General features: G+C 53.1%; 7 protein-coding genes. All 7 read left to right on the top strand.

Annotated features, from left to right (window positions below; genetic code table 11):
• Positions 1-231: 231 nt before the first annotated feature.
• On the top strand, positions 232-822 hold the full coding sequence (locus LX66_RS24200) for an RNA polymerase sigma factor (protein WP_145718233.1): 591 nt from the start codon (positions 232-234) through the stop codon (positions 820-822).
• A gap of 105 nt (positions 823-927) precedes the next feature.
• Positions 928-1,935: a FecR family protein gene (locus tag LX66_RS24195; protein WP_145718231.1), complete on the top strand. Its 1,008-nt coding sequence runs from the start codon at positions 928-930 to the stop codon at positions 1,933-1,935.
• Between the two features lie 499 nt (positions 1,936-2,434).
• A complete protein-coding gene (locus LX66_RS24190) occupies positions 2,435-6,091 on the top strand; it encodes a SusC/RagA family TonB-linked outer membrane protein (RefSeq protein WP_244620501.1) in 3,657 nt (1,218 codons plus the stop codon).
• 10 nt (positions 6,092-6,101) lie between these two features.
• Complete coding sequence (locus LX66_RS24185) at positions 6,102-7,556, top strand: RagB/SusD family nutrient uptake outer membrane protein (RefSeq protein ID WP_145718227.1); 1,455 nt, start codon at positions 6,102-6,104, stop codon at positions 7,554-7,556.
• 22 nt (positions 7,557-7,578) lie between these two features.
• A complete protein-coding gene (locus LX66_RS24180) occupies positions 7,579-8,490 on the top strand; it encodes a zinc-binding metallopeptidase (protein ID WP_145718225.1) in 912 nt (303 codons plus the stop codon).
• A gap of 17 nt (positions 8,491-8,507) precedes the next feature.
• Positions 8,508-9,800 carry a DUF4302 domain-containing protein gene (locus LX66_RS24175; RefSeq protein WP_145718223.1) on the top strand — a complete coding sequence of 431 codons (1,293 nt, stop codon included), beginning with the start codon at positions 8,508-8,510 and terminating at the stop codon, positions 9,798-9,800.
• A gap of 39 nt (positions 9,801-9,839) precedes the next feature.
• Positions 9,840-18,764: a right-handed parallel beta-helix repeat-containing protein gene (locus LX66_RS24170; protein WP_158642748.1), complete on the top strand. Its 8,925-nt coding sequence runs from the start codon at positions 9,840-9,842 to the stop codon at positions 18,762-18,764.
• Positions 18,765-18,777: the final 13 nt, after the last annotated feature.

Raw genomic sequence — 18,777 nt, 5'->3', positions numbered from 1 at the left:
TGTTTAGCCGGTTAAAATAGAAAATAACCCGTTGAAATGCATTACCGCTCATACCAACTTTAGTGTTATAGGCCAAAGTAAACGTCATACTTATCAACGGAAAGCACATTTGCAAATATTTTAATTTAAATTTTTGTTATAAAGTCCTGATTATTGTCACTATTTTATAGTGCAAAAAAGGGAATTATTGCTTTGGGAGAAGCGGGACTGCTTTATCAACCAAATGCCAACATGAACACATTAGATGCAGTATTAGTAGAAAGGTTACACAAGAATGAGGTAGCCGCCTTTGATACCCTGTACTGGAAGTATCATGAAGCTGTTTACCGCAACATCCTGAAATTTGTGAAAGACACAGGAGTTGCAGAAGATATCCTGCAGGAGGTATTTACGAAGCTTTGGGAAAAAAGACAGGAGGTAAAAACATCACAATCCGTGGCCGGGTGGCTGTTTGTGATCAGTTTTAATCTTTCGGTGAACTATACCCGTAAGAAACTGCGCGAACAAACCCTGCATAAAAAGCTGCTGGCCCTGGACCCGGGAGATGAACAGACCCTCGATTATAAAGCCATGCAGGAAGGACAATACCACCTGCTGGAACGCGCCATAGCCGAGCTTTCCCCGCAGCGCCGAAGGATCGTGACCCTCTGCAAACTGGAAGGAAAAACATACGACGAGGTAGCCAATGAGCTGAAGATATCCCGTAATACCGTGAAGGAGCATTTATCCGCCGCTATGGTAAAGCTCAATGACTATATACAGAAAAATGCGGAACATAAATATATTGTCCTGTTCCTCCTGTTCCTGCATAATGAGCTCTGAATTTCTTTTATTCTTATATTAGCATTAAGAATATATGAAATTTTCCGGGAAATTACCCACCCTTTTTTAACGCTTCATTGTATTTAATTTAAACAACCGAACAGCGTGCACAACAGGAAGGAATATCTCAGGCACTTATTACATACCGAGGAGTGGACGAATGCTGAAAAAGAATGGATGCTGCAGTATTTGGACGGGAACGACCTTTCGGAGCTGGAAGCGGTGGCAGCAGAGGAGTTTAACGCAGACCTTGATACTGTAAAGCATACCCTGGACAGGAAGCTGTCTGAAAAGCTCTTGAAGAGGATCCATAAAGATATACCGCTGCCGGCCGGTTCACGCCGGAGCATCATCCGGGTGTACAGCCTGCGGATAGCAGCAGCGGCGGCAATATTACTGGTAGCGGGGCTTGGATACTATACCCTCACCAGGCAAAAGCCACAGCAGCAGGTAGTAGCTACTGCAAAGGAGCGCAGGACCGTAACGCTGCCCGACGGCTCCCTGGTATCGCTGGAGCCCGGTTCCACGCTGGAATACCCGGAGCGGTTTGACCAGGCAACGAGGGAAGTAAACCTGAGCGGGGAAGCATTCTTTGAAGTAGCCACCAACGAAAAGCAACCTTTCGTTATTCACTCGTCGCTGATCAATACCACCGTGCTGGCCACCTCTTTTAATATAGAGGCCCGCAATGCCAGCGAGGCAAGGGTGGTAGTGGTAACAGGCCGTGTGCAGGTGCTGGCTAACAGCAACTCGGGGAACGAAGCTCCGTCCATGATCGTAACGGCCAATAAAAGCGCCACCTATAATAAAGCAACGGACCACATGGAGATGAAGGACGCGGCAGATGATGCCAGGTTTTATGCACAGAAGCGCAGCGGCAAGTTCATTTACAAAGATGTAGCGCTGGAGAAAGTGGTGAACGACCTTGAAAGGTACTATCATACCACTATTATGACGGAGCAACGGATCAGGCAGTGTGCCTTCAACGGCGATTTCAACGTAGACGACAGCCTGGACAAAGCGCTGACACTGATCGCAATATCGTTAAATGCTAATATTCATAAGGACAGCACCACTAACAGCTATCGCATAACCGGAGGTAGCTGTCAGTAAAGTAAACCTAGTAGTAAGAAAACCAAAATTTGATCGCTAATATGACGAATTTCCCTATCAACGCAAGCAGGGGATAGCCACTGTTCTACGGTTAATCCAATAAAATTGCGGGATATGCAGAGAATCTATTAATGACTGGTGTAAAGGTTACAACCGGAACGGGCTGCCTATGCCCTGTACCAGTAGCATTGTACATAATAAAGTAATACAGCAGAATTAAGAGTCAACCAAATTTAATCGACTATGATGGACGTTTTCCGATTACCACAACCTGGTTAGCCAACTGATTTATACGGTTAATCCAACGTAAAAGAACTGCGCTGTATAACAGCAGCTACACTATTGCCCGGACTTGCAAAAGCCCGGAATAGGATACCTATTGCTTTAACGGTACAAGGTGTCCCGTGCAAAACGCACAGGATGCTGATGGCTGCCTATTGCCCTATACCTTGTACTTATACCTAAATAAAAACAACCTGTTGAAATGCGCATAAAAGAGATGCTCTTTTTGAAATTATCAACCCTGGTGTTCCTGCTTTTACTGGGCACTGTACAAAGCCCCAGAGCGGCTGGTATGAGCACACAGAACGCGCTCGACAAAAAGATCACGATCGAGCTGAAGGACGTGGTGCTCAGGGACGCGCTGGACCGCATTGGCGACCTGGCAGACATATCGTTCGTATATGTAAGCAGCGAAGCGCTGGATGCCAACAAAGTGAATGTTCATGCGCATGATGAAAAGGTAGGCGCCTTGCTGGACAAGCTCCTTACACCTTTTGCACTGTCTTACTCAGTGGTGTATGACCGCATTGTGATCCGTAAAACGGAAAAGAAACGCGCTCCACAGTCGGAGGCGCTTTCCATCAACACCATTGTAATGCCGCAGCAGAAAAAGATCATCGATGTAAAAGGCGTGGTGACTTCCGCCAAGCGGGAACCGCTGATGGGCATCACCATTGGTGTCAAAGGCGAGCCCCGCGGCACCTTCACCAACGAGAAAGGCGAGTTTGAGCTGAAACGTGTTGCTGCCAACGCCGTACTGGTGTTCAGCGGTACGGGCTTTAAAACGGAGGAAGTGAACCTGACTTCCTATAAGGAAGGCGCCCAACTGGCGGTGCAACTGGATGAGAAACCCACGCGCCTGCAGGAAGTAGTAGTGACCGGTTTTCAGAACATCGACAAGAATAAATTTTCCGGCGCCGCCACCCGCCTCAAAATGGAAGACGCCAAAATGGACGGCGTAGTGGATGTGAGTCGCATGCTGGAAGGCCGTGTGGCCGGGGTGGCGATACAGAACGTGTCCGGCACCTTTGGTACGGCTCCCAAGGTGCGTATCCGCGGCGCTACTTCCATCAACGGGGATAATAAGCCCCTTTGGGTAGTAGACGGCGTAGTATTGGAAGATGTGGTGAACATATCAAACGACCAGTTGTCCAGCGGTGATCCTACCACCTTGCTGGGCTCTGCCGTTGCGGGCCTCAACTCCAACGACATCGAAAGCTTTGACATCCTGAAAGACGCCGCCGCCACCGCACTGTACGGCGCCCGCGCCATGAACGGCGTAGTGGTGATCACTACCAAGAAAGGACGTGTAGGCAAGCCCGTTGTTACCTACACAGGCAACTTCAGTACCCAGCTTAAGCCATCCTACAGCAACTATAATATCATGAACTCCGCGCAGCAGATGTCTGTGCTGGGAGAGCTGGAGCGCAAAGGCATCCTTACCTCCGACATTCTATCCCGCGGGGATATCGGCGTTTATGGCAAAATGTACGAGCTGCTCAACGGCGACGACAATGGCAACTTCCCGCTGGAGAACACGCCGGCCGCCCGGAAGGAGTTCCTGATGCGCTATGCCAAAGCCAATACGGACTGGTTTGACCTGCTCTTCAGGAATAACTTCATCCAGGAGCACTCCCTGAGCATCTCCACCGGTACGGAAAAGTCGCAGTCCTACTTCTCCACCAGCTATTACGGCGACAACGGCTGGACCATCGGGGATAAAGTGAACCGCTATACGCTGAACTACCGCAACAACTATAAGTTTTCCGACCGGCTCTCTGCCGGTTTCTCCTCTTTAGGTTCCGTAAGGCAGCAGCGTGCGCCGGGCGCATTAACGCGCACCAGCAATCCCGTGGAAGGGCAGTATGACCGGGATTTCGACATCAACCCGTTCAGCTATTCCCTGAATACCAGCCGCACCCTCACCGCCTATGACGAGAGCGGGAACCTGGAATATTTCAGGAGAAACTTCGCGCCGTTCAACATTATTAACGAGCTGCAGAACAATTACCTGAACCTGAACATGATAGATCTGCGCCTGCAGGGAGACCTTTCCTTTAAGATCACGGATCACCTGCGCTACGAGTTCGTAGGTGCGTTACGGTATGTGAAGTCCTCCCGGGAGCACCAGATCACGGAGAATGCCAATATGGCCAATGCCTACCGGGCGGCGGACAATGCCACCATTGCGCAGAACAACAAGTTCCTCTACCGTGATCCCGATAACCCGGATGGGCAGCCCATCATTGTACTGCCCTACGGCGGCTTCTACAACCGTACCGAGGACCAGTTGGTGAACTATGATTTCCGCAACAGCTTAAACTATTCCAATACCTTCCGGGAGAAGCATAACCTGAATGTCCTGGTAGGACAGCAGGTGAAATATGCCGACCGGCAGATGGCGTCCAATACAGGGTACGGCTACCAGTATGACAATGGAGGCGTACCTTTTATTGACTACCGTATCCTGAAACAAACCATTGAAGGAAATTTCCCCTACTACGGCATGAGCAAGGACTATGATCGCTTTGCCGCTTTTTACGCAACCTCCACTTATGCTTACGATGGTAAGTATAACCTCACCGGTACGGCCCGGTACGACGGTTCCAACCGGCTCGGGCAGTCCCGTAGGGCACGGTGGTTGCCTACATGGAGCGTGGCAGGCTCCTGGAATGTGGACAGAGAGGCTTTTATGCAACGGGTAAACGTGGTTGACTACCTGACGCTCAGGGCCAGTTATGGATTAACGGCCAGTATGGGGCCTGCCACCAACTCCAACATCGTGTACCAGACGATCAACACCAATCGTCCCCACCTCAGCGAAGTAGAGTCCGTGATTGTGCTGTCGCACCTGCAGAATGATGACCTGACCTGGGAAAAGCTGTACACGACCAACCTGGGTCTGGACGCCAGCCTGTTTGACAGGCGCCTGACCGTCAACATGGATCTTTACACCCGCAAGAGCTTCGACCTGATCAGCGTGATCAAAACCTCTGGCATCGGCGGCGAAGTGTATAAAGCCGCCAACTATGCCGACATGGAATCCAAAGGTATAGAGCTGATGATAGGCGGGGAGATCATCCGGCGGAAGGACTGGAACTGGAGAACCAACCTCACGTTCGGTTACAACACCAACAAGATCACCAATGCCAAGAACATTCCTTCCATCTTTGACCTGGTGGTAGCAGAGGGCGGCAACAGGGAAGGTTATCCCGTGCGCGGCCTGTTCTCCCTGCAGTACAAGGGCCTGGACGGGAATACCGGCGTGCCGCAGTTCCTGAACGAGGACGGCGTGATCAGTCCCGATGTGTACCTGCAGGACAATAAAACGGCGCACCTGGTGTATGAAGGCCCGGTAGACCCACCCATTACCGGCGGCTTCTCCAACACCTTCCGTTACAAGGCCTTCTCGCTGAACGTGTTCTTCACCTATCAGTGGGGCAACAAGATACGCCTGTATCCCGCCTTTAAAACATATTACTCCGACCTCGACGCCATGCCCAGGGAGTTTTATGACCGCTGGATCATGCCGGGCGACGAAAAGGAAACGCAGGTGCCTTCTATCGTAGATGCTTATGAGCAGATCCTGTTCAACGGCGCGCACCCTTACAACAACTATAATTACTCTAATGAAAGAGTGGCCAAAGGCGATTTCATCCGCCTGAAAACAGTATCGCTCACCTGCCAGGTGCCACAATTGTTTGTAAAGCGGATGGGGCTGAGCAACGTATCCGTGACTGCGGCCGCCATCAATCCCTGGCTGATCTACGCGGATAAGAAACTGAAGGGACAGGACCCCGAATTTTTCAATGCAGGCGGCGTTGCGCAGCCTATCCAGAAACAATTCACGCTCTCATTAAAAGTAGGTATATAAAAAGGACAGTATGACTAAACAACGTATAATAATCCTATCTGTGTTTTTCGGTATGCTGGTCTTTGCCGGTTGCAGCAAGTACCTGGAGCAGCCGCCGGACAGCACCTGGACGGACCTGAGCACCCCCGAGAAAGTATCCCGGCTGCTGGGTACCGCCTACCCGAAAGCCAGCTACATCACCTTCTGCGAAGCTATGTCCGACAATGTTACGGACAAGGGCGTGGGCGTGGTGGAGCGGGTGAACCAGGACCCATACCTTTTTAACGATGTGCAGGATGAGAACCAGGACTCCCCGGAAGCGTACTGGCATGCCTGTTATAACGCCATCTCCGCTGCCAACCATGCCCTGCAGGCCTGCGATAAGGCCGGTAATACGGCTGCTTACAGCCGGCAAAGGGGAGAGGCGCTGGTGGCCCGGGCCTATGCGCATTTCATGCTGGTGAACGTATTTTCAAAGTTCTATGACCCTGCCACGGCCAATGCCGATCCGGGCATTCCTTATGTAACGGAGCCGGAAACAGTGGTGATCAAACAATACGAGCGTAAGACGGTGGCCTATGTTTACGAAATGGTGGAAAAAGACCTGCTGGAAGGCCTGCCGCTGATCAGCGACGAAGTATATTCAGTTCCACGTTATCACTTCAACCGGGCCGCCGCTTACGCATTTGCTACCCGCTTTTACCTGTTCAAAAAAGAATACGCCAAAGTACTGGAATACGCCAGCCAGGTATTTGCCAATAACGACCTGGCGGCCAATATGCGCCCCTGGAACACTACATACGCCAATATGTCGCCCGAACAATTGTGGACCGTTTATTCCAAAGCCACGGAAAACGCAAACCTGTTGCTGGTGGAAACCGCTTCCCTGTACGGGAGGTACGGTCCCCGTTACCGCTATGGGATGAACTATGCCCGCCAGGTGGAGATACTGTTTTATAATGTGACCGGTGGTAATTGGGCTTACCCGGTATATTACTACGGCAACCAGGACTATTTCGTGCCCAAGCTCACCGAGCATTTTGTAAAATCCTCCGTAAACGCGGAGATCGGGAACCCTTATGTAATGACACCGCTCTTTACCACGGAGGAGGTATTGTTCAACCGCGCGGAAGCCAATGCCTGGCTGGGTAATACGGCCGCCGTGCTGCAGGACCTCAACCTCTTTGCCAGCAAAAGGATACGGAACTATGATGTTTCCCAGCATAATATCACTACCAGCAGGATCCGCAATTACTACGGCACTTCCGACATCCGGGCAGGGCTGATAGCGACCATACTGGATTTTAAGCGTGCGGAATTTGTGCAGGAAGGCATGCGCTGGTTTGACCTGCAACGCTACAAGATGCCGGTTACGCACTATACGGCGAGAGGGGATACCCTGGTGCTGGCAGCCGATGATAAACGGCGCCTGCTGCAGATACCGCAATCCGCCACTACATCCGGCATTGAACTGAATCCGCGATAGCATACACAATAAATACTAAGACATGAAGAAGTTTTTACAGATACTGTTTTACTGCTGCTCTCTCTTCCTGCTGGCATCCTGCTCGGAGGACGACGACCTGGGCAACATAGAGGATATCCCCGGCCTGGGTGGCGATACCTGGGTGGAAGGGCCGCTGGACAGGTGGCTGTACGATACCCTGACCAAACCATACAACATTGCCGTGAAGTATAAATGGGACCAGTTTGAATTTGAGCTGAATAAAACCCTGGTACCACCCAAAGAGGACAAGGTGATACCGGTCATGTCCGCCATTAAAAAGGTATGGATCGATAATTATATAGACGAAGCCGGCCTCACCTTCTTTAAGAAGTACAGCCCCAAGTTCTTCATCCTGTCCGGCAGCGCCAGTTGGAACGAGAACGGTACTATCACCCTCGGCACCGCCGAAGGCGGCCGCAAGGTAGTGCTCTACCTGCTGAATGATTTCCGTACCAGGGAGATGCCGGGTTATGTGCCTGCCGACTCGGCCAACGTAAAGCAGATGTTTCATGTAATAGAGCACGAGTTCGGGCATATCCTGCACCAGACGGTAATGTACCCGCAGGAGTTCAAGGAGATCAGCACCGGGTACTATACCGGTAACTGGAACAATATTTCCGATTACGAAGCCCGGCAGGACGGCTTCGTAACTGCTTACGCCATGTCCGCCTACGATGAGGATTTCGTGGAGATGATCTCTATGATGTTGGTGGAAGGACAGGATGGTTTTGACAGGATCGTGAACAGCATTCCTCCCGGCAGCAGCATTAACGGCATGAGCCAGGCCGATGCACAGGCCCGCCTCCGGCAGAAGGAGGCGATGGTAGTGGAGTACTTTAAAGCGGTATGGGACATAGATTTCTACAGCCTGCAAACCAAGACCCGGAACACGATCGAACAATTGCTGTATTAAGTCACAACAAAAAAATTATGAGAAAACATCTATTATACCTTTCACTGTTCATCGCCATCTTCTCCGCCTGCGACAAGGAGGATGATCCTGTTTTTGAGCAATCGCCGGATGAAAGGCTGAATGAAACGCTGGCCATGTACCAGGACGAGCTTACAGGCGCGCCGCATGGCTGGAAGGCCATGGTGTTCCCGGCAGGGATCCCCCGCAGTGTTTTCAGCTTCTATATGAAGTTCAACGAATCCAACCGGGTGTCCATGTTCTCCGACTTCGACGCGGCATCTTCCGTCACCCTGCAGGAAAGCAGTTACCGGTTGAAGGCCCTGCAGCAGCCCAGCTTATTATTTGACACTTACTCCTACCTGCATGTGCTATGCGACCCTGACGGCAGTGTGAACGGCGGCGTATACGGCAAAGGCTATTATTCTGATTTCGAATTCGCACTGGACAGCATAGCCGGTGATACCATTCACCTCACCGGCAGGTTCAACAAAAGCAAGGCTTACCTGGTAAAAGCTACGCAGCAGGAAGAGCAGGAATATATGAGCCTGGAGCGTAACCGTGAGTTTGAGCACTACAACCAGTTCCTTACCTATTTCAAACGCCTGACGGTAGGCAACGCCCAGTATGAGCTAACGGTAAACCCCTATGCGCATGTGATCGGCTTTACCTGGGTGGACGAGAACGGAGAAGAACAGCATGCCTTAGTTGGCTTCTATTACACACCCAACGGTATTGCCTTTGCGCCGGCGTTTACAGACGGGGAAAACACCATTCCCGGCCTGGAAGACATTAGCTGGGATGCCGAAGGACAGCTTATGAGCTTTACCATTAATGGAGCCGCCGCTACTATCTCAGGATTTGCCAAACCGCTGGTGGTAGATACGGCAGCGGCGCAGCGTTGGTGGGACCAGGGGCTGAGCCAGGAGTACTGGATGTCCGCTTACGGCTTTCATGTCAATGGCGAGGACGATGCCTTTGGCATTACCAGCTTACCCAGCTACTACTTCCTGGGTTTCTGGCCTGGTTACGGCTCTAACTACGATCTGCTGGGCTTTGTGACTGTTATTGATAACCGGCCTACATTGACTTATGGACCTGCTTTAAGAAGACCAACTTTTACGTCAGACGGCAGGATCAGGTTTTCCTACCTGGACGACTTGGGCACTTTTCCGCCGGATGCTACTCCCGTTCACAATACCCGTATCCAGTTGACAGACGCTGCCGGCTATTACCTGGTGCAGGTAAATGACAGCCAGTACGACATGGTGAGCGCTAAAGATGGAAAAGCCTGGATAACCTGGTTCAGGTGATCTGTATAAACTATATCAATGATTGAAAAAAGTACCGTTATGCAAAATATTTTTACCGTACTATTCAGAAAAGCTTGTATCCCCAGCCTGTTCCTGCTTTTGCTGTCATCTTCCGCTATGGCGCAGATAGACATCAACATCGGGACGGGCACTACGGGCAACGGCTCCGGCAACTCTTATCCTGCGCCTATTCAGGATTACTATGAAGGCAGCCGCGCCCAGTACCTGTACCTGGCTTCGGAACTGATCGCTGCGGGCATGGGCCCCGGTATGATCAGCGCTATTAAGTTCAATGTAGTAGCATTGAATGATGCTACTATCGTTGAGCAATATACGCTGAAGATCGGCACCACCACCATTTCCAGTCTCACCACTACAGGCTGGGAGCCGGTTGGCAGCCCGGTTTGGGGCCCGGTGGATTATCAGCCGGTGGCAGGGATGAATACCTTCACCTTTACTACCCCTTTCTTCTGGAATGGTACGGATAACCTGGTTGTAGAGCCGTGTAATGGTGGCGACGACTGGGACAGCAGTCCCACGGTGCCCTGGACAACCGGGCTTTCCTTTAATGGTTCCCGTACTTACCGCGCAGATGGCAGCGGAAACCTGTGCGGCACTACCACTACTACTGCTTACGGTACGCCTACTACCCGCCCCAATATCACTTTTACCTGGACGCCTGCTGCGGCTTGTACCGGTACACCCACCGGCGGTACCGCTACGGCCAATCCGTCTTCCGTATGTATGAACGAATCCTTTACATTGGGCCTCACCGGCGCCACCGTGGCTTCCGGGCTGAGCTATCAATGGCAGTCTTCCCCCGATAACCTTACCTGGACCAATATTCCCGGCGCTACCAGCCCGGGCTTTACCACTACGCAGGCGGCCAGCACCTGGTACCGCTGCACGGTGACCTGTACCAACACCGGTGGCGGCTCCGCCGCATCTACCGCCGTACAGGTGGTTTCCCCTACGCTGGTATCCGGCACCTTTACCATTGACAAGAACAACCCTACTGACCCTATTGTAGCAAAGAATTTCAACTCCTTTAATGACGCTTATAACTATATTAAATGCGGCATCAACGGCCCGGTAATCTTCAACGTGGTAGCCGCCAGCGGTCCTTACAACGAGCAGTTGATCATGACGGCAGTGCCGGGCGCATCCGCCGCCAATACCGTTACCTTTAACGGTAACGGGCAGACGCTGTCCTACACCTCCACCAACGGTACCCAGCGGGCGGTGATCAAACTGGACGGCGCGGACCATATTACCTTCGACAGCCTGGCCATTGAAGCGGGCGGGACCTCTTCCTCCGAGTACGGCTATGGGGTGCACCTGATCAACGACGCCGATTCCAATACCATCAGCAATTGTACGATCAATGTAGATACGGCCTCCACTTCCACCACTAATTACGTTGGTATAGTGATCAGCAGCAGCCATACCTCGCCCACTACCACCGGCGATGCAAAATGCGACGGCAATATCATCAGCGGCAATACTATTACCGGCGGTAACTACGGTATCACCATGGTGGGCAGTAACAATTTCGCCAATGGCAACAACCGGATCGTCAATAACCTGGTGAAAGAGTTCCGCTCTTACGGCATTTACCTGGCATATTCCTTCAATGCCCTGGTAGAAGGCAATACCATTACCCGGCCCTCGCGCACAGAGGTAACCACCTTCTACGGTATTTACCTGACCAGCCTGAACACCAAAGACAGCATCAGCCGGAACCGGATCACCGATCCTTTTGGCGGCGATCCCTCCAGCACCTCTACTTTCTATGGGATCTACTTTACCAGCGTAGACGCGCTGACTTCCCTGGAGAACATTGTAAGCAATAACCTCATTTACAATATTACCGGCGGCGGTACCGCTTACGGTATCTACAACAGCAGCTCCGACAACGTGTATTACTATCATAATACCATTGTGATGGACGGCGCCGCCGGCGGCAGTTCCAATACCACCAGGGGCTTCTATAATACTTCGCAGACGGATGGTATCTATTTTATGAATAACATCGTCTACCTTTCCCGTAGCGGAGGGGGCGCCAAGCATGCCTTGTATTTCAATAATACCGGCAGCACCATTGTATCTGATTACAACGTGCTGTTCATTGCTCCCACGGTAACAGACGCCAGCATCGGCTACTTCTCGGCAGACCGGGCTACCCTGCCTGACTGGCAGGCAGCCAGCGGCCAGGATACCACCTCCCTGTCATCCAACCCGATGTTCACAGATCCCAATACGGGGAACTACAGCCCGGTGAACGCTTCTATTGACAACAAGGGCACGCCGGCGGGCATTGCCGTGGATATTGAGAACAGCGCCCGCAGCACCACTACGCCGGATATAGGAGCCTATGAATTTACGCCGCCGCCCTGTACCGTACCGCCTACGCCCGGCACTACCACGGCGGCCCTCAACCCCGTATGTGTGAATGTACGGGTGCCCTTCAGCCTGACCGGCAACTCGGTAGGCCTTACACAAACTTACCAGTACGAAGTGTCTGCTACCGCAGGCGGCCCGTATACGCCGTTGGGAAGCCCGCTGACCAACCCGGATACGATCATCACCGCCACGGTGACCAGCTACTACCGCGTAGCCGTGACCTGCAGCGGCAATACGGCCTATTCAACTCCTGTACTGCTGGAGGTGAACCAGGCCCTGCCGCCCGATACTTACACGATCGATAAGAGCGCCGCTCCCGGTACGCCCAAGACCTACCTGAGCTTCAATGAGGCCAAAGCAGCCCTGGAATGCGGTATTGCAGGTCCCGTGGTGTTCAACGTGGCCCCGGGCGGTACCCCCTATGAAGAGCAGTTGATACTGGACTCCATACCGGGCGCCTCTGCTGTCAACACCGTAACCTTTAACGGGAACGGCAATACGATACATTACAGCTCCGACAATACGGATGAGCGGGCGGTGATAAAACTGCGCCGTACAGACCATGTAACGTTCGACAGCCTCACGATCGATGCGACCGGTACGGAGAACTATGGTTTTGGCATACAGTTCATTGCCAATGCAGACAGCAATACCATCCGTCACTGTACCATCATTACCGATGCTACCTCCACTTCCACCAACTATGCCGGCATTGTGGCAAGCGCGTCTGACAACAGCGCTACCGGCACCGGTAATACCCTGTGCGATGATAATACCATAGACGGTAACACCATTACCGGCGGTTACTACGGTATCTCACTGAATGGAGACGATGAAGCATTGCTGAACAACAACCGGGTGATCAACAATACGGTACAGGACTTCTACTACTATGGCATCCGGATCGCTTATTCCGATAGCACACTGGTAGAGGGTAACACCATCACCCGTCCCAGCCGGACCAACGCCGGCAGCAGCATCAGCGGCATCTACATATACTACGACAACAATAACCTGGTGATCTCCCGCAACAGGATCCACAATGTTTTTGGCGGCGATCCCACCAGCACCAGCGATTTCTACGGCATTTACATGTACTATGCCGATGCCCAGGTGGGAATGGCTGCCCAGGTGCTGAACAACGCGATATACAATATCAACGGCACCGGCTATATATACGCTGTCTATAACAACTATACCAGCAACGTACACTACTATCACAACACCATTTCCCTGGATCATGCAGCCAATACGTCTTCGGATGTTACCCGCGGGTTCTATATCACCGGTGATGATACAGGTATCGAGGTGATCAACAACATCGTGACGGTGACCCGCGGCGGTACCGGCGACAAATACGCGATATACCGTTCCAGCACCAGCGGCGAGGTGACCTCCGACTATAATGATTATTATGTGAACGGCGACAATGGAGAGAATTTCGTCGGCTATTTCGGCGGCGACCTCGCCACGCTGCAGGCATGGCAGGCGGCTACCGGCCAGGACACGAACTCCATCAGCCTGGACCCCGTGTATGGCGACCCGGTGAACGGTAACCTGTCCCCGGTAATATCCCCGCTGGACAATACCGGTACGCCGCTGGGTGTGCCCATTGACATCAATGGTACTGCCAGGAGCGCTACCACACCGGACATCGGTGCATTTGAAATATCCATTCCGCCTTGCGTGGCGCCGCCCAATGCCGGCACCGCGGTGGCCAACCCGGATGCCAACGTGTGCCTGGGTGCCATCATCAAGCTGGGCCTCACCGGTAATACCACCGGCGGTGAACAGACTTACCAGTGGCAGGCGGCCAAAGCGGCCGGCGGTCCCTGGAGAGACATCAGCGAAGTACGCTATGTGCCGGAATTCAGCCTGGAGCTGACCATGGAGAACTACTTCCGCTGCGTGGTAACCTGCGGCGGCGATACGGCCTACTCTACTGTAGCGCACGTGAACATGAACGCACCACTGATGTCGGGCTTCTATACCATTGATCCTGCCTCCCCGGTAAGCGCCACCAACTTCCAGTCATTTACGCAGGCGGTAGCCGCCCTGGAATGCGGCATCGCCGGATGGGTGACCTTCAATGTATATCCCGGCACCTATACGGAGCAGATCAGGATGCACAGGGTATACGGCGCTTCAGATACCAGCCGCATCACCTTCCAGAGCCTGAACAACGATGCTGCTTCCGTAACGCTGACCTACGACGCGGCCGGCGGCGACAATTATGTGCTGCAACTGGACAGCGCCAGTTATGTTACTTACAGGGATATCACGATCGCATCTATTGACGATGGTGATGGCAGGGTGGTGGAACTGGCGCATACCGCGTCATCCGACAGTATCCTCAACTGTATCGTAATGATGCCGGCCGTCACCTCCTCCGGTACGGGTGTGGTGGGTATTTATGCCGAGCACGTGACAGGTACGGACAACGTGATCATGGGTAATACCATCACAAACGGCAGCCGCGGTATTCATATAACCGGTACTTCTTCGTCCATCCTGCTGCCGCCTGTCGTGATAGACAGCAATACGATAAGCGGTTTCTACCAGTATGGCGTTTACGCTTACTATACCAACCGTATTAAAGTGCATAACAATACCGTACATATGACAGCGCCGCAAAGCAGCTCATCCTACGGTATATATGCCGGTTACAGCGATACCGCTTACCAGGTGACCAACAACCGGGTGAATATTGAGAATACCACCAACACGGTATACGGTATTGATCTCTATTTCTCCGATGCCACGATGGCGCAGCCCGGCCGGGTGGCCAATAACCGGATCAAGGCCGTGACCGGCAATACCGGCACACTGTATGGCCTGTACAACTACGGTTCCAGCTACGCCAGCCTGGTGAATAATGTCATTAGCATCCATACCACGGGCAGCGATTCCTATGGTATCTATACAAATGGCGACGAGAACAACACCTATTACAATAACTCCGTGCTGAGCACCTCCACCTCCAGCGACGATAACGCAGCCGCCTGGTTTGATCCCGACGCTAACGTACGCCTGCGCAACAATATCTTCTCGCACCAGGGTGGTGGCAACGCCATGTACGTATATGACCCGGATAACATCAACAGCGATTACAACACCCTGTATACCACCGGTACTGACCTGGTACAGCGGGGCACACCTGCCACTGCCTTCGCCACCCTGCAGGAATGGAAAGACGAGAGCAACCTGGACCTGAGCTCTATCGTGTACAAACCGGCATTTGAGAATGATAGCACCCTGACGCCGGATGTTAACGATCCCGAGGTTTGGGCCATACATGGCCGTGGCGAGCAGGCCGTGGGCAATGATGTGGACATCAACAACCAGCCCAGGCCCACCGCACTGGCAGATGGTGTGCCGGATATGGGCGCGTATGAGTTCCTGCCCTCCGTAACGCCCCCCGCATTGCCGGCCACGCCTGCAGCGCCTGCGCCCGGCGTTACACAAACATTCATGTTCGGCACCGATACCGTAACACGTGTTACCTGGGGCGCTACTGTGCCGGATACCGTTATCGTAAGAAGGTACTCCGGTGTAATACCGCCCAATATTGACCAGAGCAAGGAGTTCATGTACTTCTACACCGATGTGGATGCAGGGGCCCAGCCTTACAGCTTCTCCATCAAACAATACTATGTGGACTCCTGGCAGGGTACTTTCAGGAAACAGACGGACATCCGCCTGGGCAGAACCGATACCGCAGACACCTGGCAGGTGAATGACAGCAGCATGGTGGACGATATCTTCAACATCATTGCAGACACCAGCCTGCAGTTCCTGGATAAATTCACCGGCCTGAAAGGCAACCTGCCTACGCCGCCGCCGGTGCTGCAGCCGGCAGACAGCTCCAACAGGGGCACCCGCTTCTGGGTGGGCTATGGCTTCAACCAGCTCTATTATAACTTCCAGCCGCAGGAAATGGTGCTGTACCTGAGCGCGGAAACACCCGCCAACGTGACCGTGCGGATCAACGGTACCTCCTGGGTGAAACATTACCAGATACCGGCCAATACGGTGATCACCAGCGATACCATACCCAGAACCGGCCTGTTCGACGCCCGCCTGCTGGCTGAAGGCCTTTCCGACAAGGGCATCAGCATCGAGAGCGATGAGCCGATCGTGGCGTATGCCCATATTTTCGGCAGCGCGTCTTCCGGTGCTACCATGCTGTTGCCGGTAGGTACCTATGGGTATGAATATTATGTGCTGACATCCAAACAGTATTATTCCAGCTCCAACTCCTATTCCGAGTTCTTTGTAATTGCCGACCAGGACAACACCGTGGTGGAGATCACACCCTCCGTACCCACTCTGGGCGGCCGTCCGGCTAATGTGCCGTTCACGGTTACGCTTAACAAGGGAGAGGTGTACCAGGTGCTGGGCGCCATGATAGCCGGCTCTGAGGGATACGACCTGACCGGCAGCCGCATACGCTCCGTGCAGAATGCTGACGGCAGGTGCTTCCCGGTAGCCGTATTCTCCGGCAGCAGCCGTACCGGGATCGGCTGCAACAACAATGGATCATCCGGCGATAACCTGATCGTACAGAACTTCCCCTCACAGGCATGGGGCAGGAGGTATTTAACAGCGCCCACTTCCCTGGAGGACGATGCGTCCAGCCTGATGACGAATATCTTCCGCGTGCTGGTGAGCGATCCTGCTACCGTGGTAACCCGCAACGGCGTACCGCTCACAGGCCTGATCAATAACCGCTACTACGAGTATTATAGTAACACGGCGGACTACCTGGAGGCAGACGCGCCGGTGATGGTAGCACAGTTCATGTCCTCTTCCGGAAGCTGTGACAATACCAGCGGCTATGGCGACCCTGAAATGTTCTACATCAGCCCGATAGAACAGGGTATTAATAAAGTTGGCCTTTACCGCAATGACCTGGAGGCAATTGCCACCAATTACCTGACATTGATCATACCCACGGCAGGCATGACCTCCCTGACCATAGACGGTGTCAATACATTTGACTACGTGTATGCCCATCCTAACCTGCCCGGTTATACGGTAGTGGTAAAACGCTGGGATGCAGAACAGGCCCAGTGCGTGGTGCAGAGCGACTCCGCATTCACCGCTATCACCTACGGGCTGGGCAGCGTGGAAAGCTACGGTTACAACGCCGGCACACTGGTGAAGAACCTGAACGCCCTGCCGTCTTTCAACAATGTTTACAATGAAAGCGGGGTTGAAAATGAATATACCTGCGCCAAAACGCCGTTCCGCTTCTCCATGCTGATATCTGTGAAACCCACGGCGCTCACATGGAAGTTCAGCCAGGTAAGCAACCTGGCGCCGGCTACGGATGTAACGCAAACAGACCCCGTGCCCGTGGATTCCGTAATGGTGAACGGCCGCAGGTACTACGAGTTCACCGTGGATTCCAATTATGTGTTCTCCGAACCCGGCACCTACTATGTGCCGATCGTAATGACGCACCCGGATATTGAAAGCTGCGAGAACAGCCTGGAAACCATCCTGCCGATCACGGTGATACCTGCGCCGGTGGTGGACTTTACCACCTCCTTCTCCGGCTGCGTGGGCGACTCCGTACATTTCCACGGCATGGCTACCACCGCTAACGGCGCCGGCATTGACCAGTGGAAATGGAATTTCAACGACGGCGATACGGCCATAATACAGGACCCGGTGAAGAAGTTCAGCACCGCCGGTGTGCACGACGTACAACTGAGCATTATAGAGGAGGCCGGCTGTATCGGCGATACCACCATACCGGTAACGGTGAACGCAGCGCCGGAAGTAGTGCTGGTGGATGACTCCCTGACCATATGCGCCGGTTCCGACGCCACCTTTGAAGTACAGAACCCGGACCCGGACGTTACCTATAACTGGTACACGGATGCCAGCTCCGGCACGCTGGCCGGCAGCGGCAGCAGCCTCACCATACCGGGCATCACGGCTACCGCCCGCTATTTTGTGGAAGCTGTAAAAGCAGGTTGTGTTGGTGAAGCGCGCACCCCGGCAGTAGTAACAGTATTCCCGCAGCTCACCACGCCGGTGGTGGAAGTGGATTCCGTAGGCGTGAACCTGATCCGGTTCAAATGGGCCGCCGTGCCGAATGCTACCGGCTACGAAGTGTCTACCGACGACGGCGTTAACTGGTCCGCACCTTCCTCCGGCGAAACGGGCCTTACCCATACGGTGACCGGCCTGCAGCCCGTACAGGAAGTAACATTGATCGTAAAAGCAAAAGGATGTGAGGACCGGGTATCCGACCCCGTAACGGGCAAAACATTGCCGGACGGCGTGTTCATCCCCAATGCCTTCTCGCCCAACGGCGACGGCCTGAATGACGAGCTGAGAGTATACGGTTATATTATTCGGGATATCCACTTCATGATATTCAACCAGTGGGGAGAGAAAGTGTTTGAGACCAATACGCAGTCAAGAGGATGGGACGGCATGTACAAAGGCAAGGCGCAGCCTTCCGGCGTGTACATCTATGTGTGCAGGCTGCAACTGGCGGATGGAACGGTAGTGGAAAAGAAAGGCGCTGTCAACCTGATCCGGTAACGTAAAACCTACG

It is taken from the genome of Chitinophaga japonensis, from assembly GCF_007830125.1.
In the GTDB taxonomy this organism is placed as follows: Bacteria; Bacteroidota; Bacteroidia; order Chitinophagales; family Chitinophagaceae; genus Chitinophaga; species Chitinophaga japonensis.
Note: the sequence above shows the minus strand (reverse complement) of the source record. Positions and strands in the feature narration are given on the sequence as shown.

Coding starts and splice junctions, on each gene's coding strand:
- LX66_RS24170 (WP_158642748.1), top strand. CDS start 9,840: ATGCAAAATATTTTTACCGTACTATTCAGAAAAGCTTGTATCCCCAGC.
- LX66_RS24190 (WP_244620501.1), top strand. CDS start 2,435: ATGCTCTTTTTGAAATTATCAACCCTGGTGTTCCTGCTTTTACTGGGC.
- LX66_RS24185 (WP_145718227.1), top strand. CDS start 6,102: ATGACTAAACAACGTATAATAATCCTATCTGTGTTTTTCGGTATGCTG.
- LX66_RS24175 (WP_145718223.1), top strand. CDS start 8,508: ATGAGAAAACATCTATTATACCTTTCACTGTTCATCGCCATCTTCTCC.
- LX66_RS24200 (WP_145718233.1), top strand. CDS start 232: ATGAACACATTAGATGCAGTATTAGTAGAAAGGTTACACAAGAATGAG.
- LX66_RS24180 (WP_145718225.1), top strand. CDS start 7,579: ATGAAGAAGTTTTTACAGATACTGTTTTACTGCTGCTCTCTCTTCCTG.